Here is a 4,998-nt window from a genome sequence, read left to right on the forward strand (position 1 = left end):
CTGCTTTAAATCGCTTTATGATTATGTTTGATGACCGTATCAGCAAGCATTTAATCTAAACGGCAGTTACACAGAATCTGGGATGGGCTCTTTTTTTAGCCAATACACAGACAGGCAAAAAGCGTACAAGCTAGCAACGCATCTATTACGAACCCACTTCATAATTAACGTAAGCTAATGTTTATATAAAAATTTTTTATATGAGAAGTAGAGTACGTCCAAAATCCATATCATTACTATGTTGACGTGTTGAATATGCAACGCACTTAGATATCTCATTACTATTATTCAAACGCATATTTTAAGGATAACATTATGAATACGGCTAATTTAAAGTTATTAACCATCGCTGGCATTACGGCAAGCTCATTGATTTGCCTGCCTGCTATGGCAAAAGACAATCATGGTAATGGGCACGGTCATGGCAAAAGTAACTCAGCTCACATTAGTAAAGATTACAACCATAACAGTTATCAAAATAACGGTAATGCCCACCCTAATATTAATGCGTATCGCAATGCTAGCCCTAACGCCTCATTCAAGCGTGACCTTGATAAATACGGTTATAGAGTAGTCGGCAAGATTGATAGAAGGGATTACGATCGTTCTGTTATTTTAGACCGTTATGATGACCGTTACGAGCGTATCCGTACGCCAGACAATAAGATTGTGACAGTGATTAACAACACGTTGGAAATTATTGATGTTTTAAGTAGATAAGTATAAAGCTTGATTTTTGTTCATTTGCTAATTTGATAATAAAAAAAGATGCCACTAGGGTATCTTTTCTGAAATGATATTAATAATAATATCTATATTTTATTACCAATAATGGCAGGCAAAGGAATGACAGCCTCTAATTTGTAGTTATTACTTCTGTGACCTGACCAGTACTTACGAGCCATTTCATACGCACCAATAACAGAGCCACCTAAGTAAAGCAATCTTTGATCTGCTATAAAAGCATTCTCGCTTTCTACCTCGAATATAGAATGCTTGTCACCTAAAGAAGAATTAAACTCTCTTGCATCACTTAAATTACACCATGCAAACATCGACTGCATACGAGAAGGAAGTTGAGGGAACTCACTTTGACGGATGAGCTCAAATATTGCTTCAATCATTGGCTGTGTATATGTTATTGGTAATGGACTTCTTGTTCCTTCCTGAAAAAGAACAATTCCATACTTTATCAAATACTGAATTCCATGTTCAGATAAACCTTCAGAGTAAAGCTGATCTATTCTAGTAATGACATCTCTTTCGCTATAAATATCTTGAACAGTCCATATTTCATAGTCAGTATAGTTTTTTTGGAGTGAAAAAACCATATCTTGATTTATATTATTAGAACGATCAACTGTATAAAACCGTGGCAAAATCAAACCCTTTTATTTTTATGCGAGTACATCACCAATGACACAGTTATCAGGTAGCGTAACGACCGTTAGCTGAGTTTTTGGATCGCCTGATGACAAAATCATGCCCTCAGAGATGCCAAATTTCATCTTGCGCGGGGCAAGGTTGGTCACGCAAATGACTTTCTTACCCGTCAGTTGCTCAGGCTCATAGAACTTACGAATGCCGCTAAACACGTTGCGTGGCTTTTCTTCGCCGACATCTAGTGTGAACTGTAGCAGCTTGTCCGCGCCTTCTACGTGATTGCACTCAAGCACTTTAGCGACTTTCATCTCAACCTTAGCAAAGTCTTCAATACCAATATAATCCGTTTGCTCGGCATCAGTATTAGCGTCTATTGCAGGTGATTTGTCTTTTGCGGCAGGCTTGTTATTTTCGGTCACAGCAGGCGTATCAGCTTGAACTAATGATGCTTTAGAATCTTCTACCATAGCTTCAATATCTTTTTCTTCGATACGTTGCATCAGTGGCTTGAATTTATTGATTTTATGGCCTAATAACCACCCATTACGACTGGCAAAGCTTAAATCGTCAATGTTCAAAAACTCTTTCGCATTTGCTGTCAGCTCAGGCAATACTGGTGCCAGATAGACCATCAACTGACGGAAGATGTTGATAGCGACCGAGCAGACGTCTTGAACTTCTTGCTCAGTGCCTTCCAATTTCGCGAGCGACCATGGCTTTTTGGCATCAATATATTCGTTGGCTTTATCCGCGCACTGCATGATGAGGCGCATAGCGCGTGAAAATTCACGATTTTCGTAAGCAGCAGCAATCTCATCGCCCGTTTTGGTAATGTCTTCTAATAGGCGCGGTTCAGCGCAAGTGTCAGACAGTATACCGTCGTACTTTTTAACCAAGAATCCTGCACTACGACTAGCGATATTGACCACTTTGCCGACCAAGTCAGAGTTGACCTTTTGCATAAAGTCTTCTAAATCAAGGTTGATATCTTCGACTTTGTCAGACAGTTTGCTGGCGAAGTAATAACGTAAGTATTCAGGGTGCAAATGCTCAGCATAAGTCTCGGCCTTGATGAAAGTGCCGCGTGACTTACTCATTTTTTCGCCATTGACCATCAAGAAGCCATGGGCAAAGACGCCCGTTGGCGTGCGGAATTCACTACCGGCTAGCATGGCAGGCCAAAACAGTGCATGGAAATACACGATGTCTTTACCGATGAAGTGATAAACTTCAGTTTTGTGCTCGTTTTCTTGTGCCCAGTAGCGGTCAAAATCAAGCGCTTGCTCTGTTCCCGCACGCTTATCACATAGGTTTTTAAAGCTTGCCATGTAGCCCACTGGCGCATCAAGCCAGACATAAAAATATTTGTCTGGCTCATCGCTTGGGGTATCTGGAATCTGAAAACCGAAATAGGGCGCATCGCGCGAGATATCCCAGCTGGCAAGTCCTGCCTCAAACCATTCTTGCAATTTATTAGCCACTGAGGTTTGCAAGCGATTGTCACTGCGCGTCCAGTCCTGTAAGAACTGCTCAAACTCTGGCAAATCAAAGAAATAATGCTTAGAAGTTTTAAGCACAGGCGTTGCATCAGACAATGTCGAATGCGGGTCTTTTAGATCTGTTGCATCATAAGTGGTACCGCATACTTCGCAGTTATCACCATATTGATCTGGTGAGTCACACTCAGGGCAAGTGCCTTTGACAAAACGATCGGCTAAAAACAATTGCTTTTCAGGATCAAATAGCTGCTCGACATCTTTTGTACTGATATGACCAGCCTCATTTAGACGACGATAAATCAGCTCAGAGAACTGTTTGTTTTCTTCTGAATGAGTGCTGTGATAATTATCAAAATTGATCAGGAACTTTGAAAAATCCGCTTCGTGTGAGGCTTTGACTGAGGCAATTTGCTCCTCTGGCGTGACGCCATTGGCTTCTGCTTTTAGCATGATGGCCGTACCGTGTGCATCATCCGCGCAGACATAGGTGACCTGATGGCCTTGCGCTTTCATCGCACGTACCCAAATGTCGGTCTGAATATATTCTACAAGATGCCCCAAATGGATGTAGCCATTGGCGTAGGGCAGCGCACTGGTTACTAAAATCTCACGCACAAAATCACCTATATTTTTATATAAACGGGTTAGTTATCGAACATCTTAAGCGGCTCATCGCTCATCGATGCGACATCGTTAATGCTAAAAACTTCTAAAAATAATAAAAAATCAAAAAGTGTGCCTATGATACCGTAATTCAGATAATTTTGTGATATTCCTTGGTAATTACTTCTCATCTGGCAAGCATTTATTAGCCATGAACGATAGGTTCACACCGCATGTTGATGGTCATAAACCAGCCATAAAAAACCCATCTGGGAATTGAGTTTTTAGACTACTGAAATCTATCGATGGGAAAACCACATAGGTCAATATAGCGTTCAAGCCAATGACCAATATCAGCGGAATCATGGCAACGGTGAATGAAGTGTGATGAGTGTTTAATATCTCAGCTTTTTTTGCAGCCGCTCCAACGCCGCCTACATCCTCTTCATCATGCTGACCATAACCTTCCCCCCGCTGCATTTGCTTTCCTCGCACGTGACTGAAGCCACAACCAACCACAGATAAACATGATCGTACCGCCAATGATACCCAAAATAGGCGTGGCAAATACGTTGGTGTTGTAGTAAGGAATTGGAATAGCGTTTTGGATGGCTGGCGTGCCTGGCAGTGCAGTCATTGTAAATGTAAATGACCCTAGGGCATTCGCTGCTGGAATCAAACGTTTTGGAATATCGGCTGCTCTGAACAAGTCCTTGGCGATTGGATAAATAGCAAAAGCCACAACGAACAACGAGACGCCGCCATAGGTCAAAATAGCACAGACCAAAATCACCGCAAGAATGGCCTTGCTGGCACCGAGCTTTTCGACGACGGTATTGGCAATGGCAGTTGCCGCACCGGAGTCTGCCATCAAACGCCCAAACAGTGCCCCTAGCAAGAATATAGGGAAGAATTTGAGTAAGAACCCACTTAACGCGCCCATAAAGACATCGGTATAAGCGGGGATGGTGTTTAAAAAATCACCTGATAGTAAGACTGCTAGCGTCGCCATAATCGGTGCTAAGATCAGCACAGAATAACCGCGATAAGCAAAAAACATGAGTAATAATAGGGTAATGACAATCGCAAATTTACTAAACATGATAGCCCTCCTTGGCAAAATTAAGACAGCGTGTATGTCGCGCTTATCGATGTAGGTCAATAAAATTAATCAAAAAACCTTATTTATTGTATTTTATTAAACATAAATCCAGTTGAGATATTACTGAAGGATAAGGAATACTTTGTTGACTCGCGTCCTCTTGGGGTTATTTTCTAATCACTAAGCAACTAGGCGCTACGAAAATAATATGTTAAGTTAGCATAAGTATTTTATACATGATATATCGATATAATATGTATTGATTTAAATTTAAAACAGTCAATGCGCTATTGATTGGCACAATAAATAAATCATGATAGATAATGGACGTTAATTGTAATGATGCGAAATTGATGGCAAAAGTGCGAAATTGATGGCAAGCTATAACATAGCTATGAAAATAGGAAAACA

At 40.9% G+C, this 4,998-nt stretch carries 5 protein-coding genes; 1 reads left to right on the forward strand and 4 read right to left on the reverse strand.

The genetic code is table 11. The annotated features are described in order from the left end of the window. Positions 1 to 315: 315 nt before the first annotated feature. Complete coding sequence (locus tag BTW00_RS13640; protein ID WP_075107861.1) at positions 316 to 720, forward strand: hypothetical protein; 405 nt, start codon at positions 316 to 318, stop codon at positions 718 to 720. Positions 721 to 812: 92 nt separating this feature from the next. Here the strand turns inward: BTW00_RS13640 and BTW00_RS13645 are convergent, their stop codons facing one another. The 4 genes from BTW00_RS13645 to BTW00_RS13655 form a co-directional block, all read right to left on the reverse strand. After that, positions 813 to 1,379, reverse strand: a complete 567-nt coding sequence (locus tag BTW00_RS13645) for a DUF2441 domain-containing protein (RefSeq protein WP_075107862.1) — start codon at positions 1,377 to 1,379, stop codon at positions 813 to 815. An 18-nt stretch (positions 1,380 to 1,397) separates the two neighbouring features. Continuing rightward, positions 1,398 to 3,497 carry a methionine--tRNA ligase gene (metG, locus tag BTW00_RS13650; RefSeq protein ID WP_075107863.1) on the reverse strand — a complete coding sequence of 700 codons (2,100 nt, stop codon included), beginning with the start codon at positions 3,495 to 3,497 and terminating at the stop codon, positions 1,398 to 1,400. Positions 3,498 to 3,728: 231 nt separating this feature from the next. Then, a complete protein-coding gene (locus BTW00_RS14330) occupies positions 3,729 to 3,965 on the reverse strand; it encodes a hypothetical protein (RefSeq protein ID WP_256714084.1) in 237 nt (78 codons plus the stop codon). Next, positions 3,934 to 4,587 (reverse strand): hypothetical protein, encoded by a 654-nt coding sequence (locus BTW00_RS13655; RefSeq protein ID WP_256714085.1) that lies wholly within the window; start codon positions 4,585 to 4,587, stop codon positions 3,934 to 3,936. The genes BTW00_RS14330 and BTW00_RS13655 overlap by 32 nt, the downstream gene beginning before the upstream one ends. Between the last annotated feature and the right edge of the window lie 411 nt (positions 4,588 to 4,998).

The sequence above is a fragment of the Psychrobacter sp. C 20.9 genome, from assembly GCF_001921765.1.
Classification (GTDB): Bacteria; Pseudomonadota; Gammaproteobacteria; order Pseudomonadales; family Moraxellaceae; genus Psychrobacter; species Psychrobacter piscatorii_B.

Bases quoted from the DNA above. Each gene is read 5' to 3' on its own strand.
- BTW00_RS13640 (WP_075107861.1), top strand. From the start codon at position 316: ATGAATACGGCTAATTTAAAGTTATTAACCATCGCTGGCATTACGGCA.
- BTW00_RS14330 (WP_256714084.1), bottom strand. From the start codon at position 3,965: ATGCAGCGGGGGGAAGGTTATGGTCAGCATGATGAAGAGGATGTAGGC.
- BTW00_RS13655 (WP_256714085.1), bottom strand. From the start codon at position 4,587: ATGTTTAGTAAATTTGCGATTGTCATTACCCTATTATTACTCATGTTT.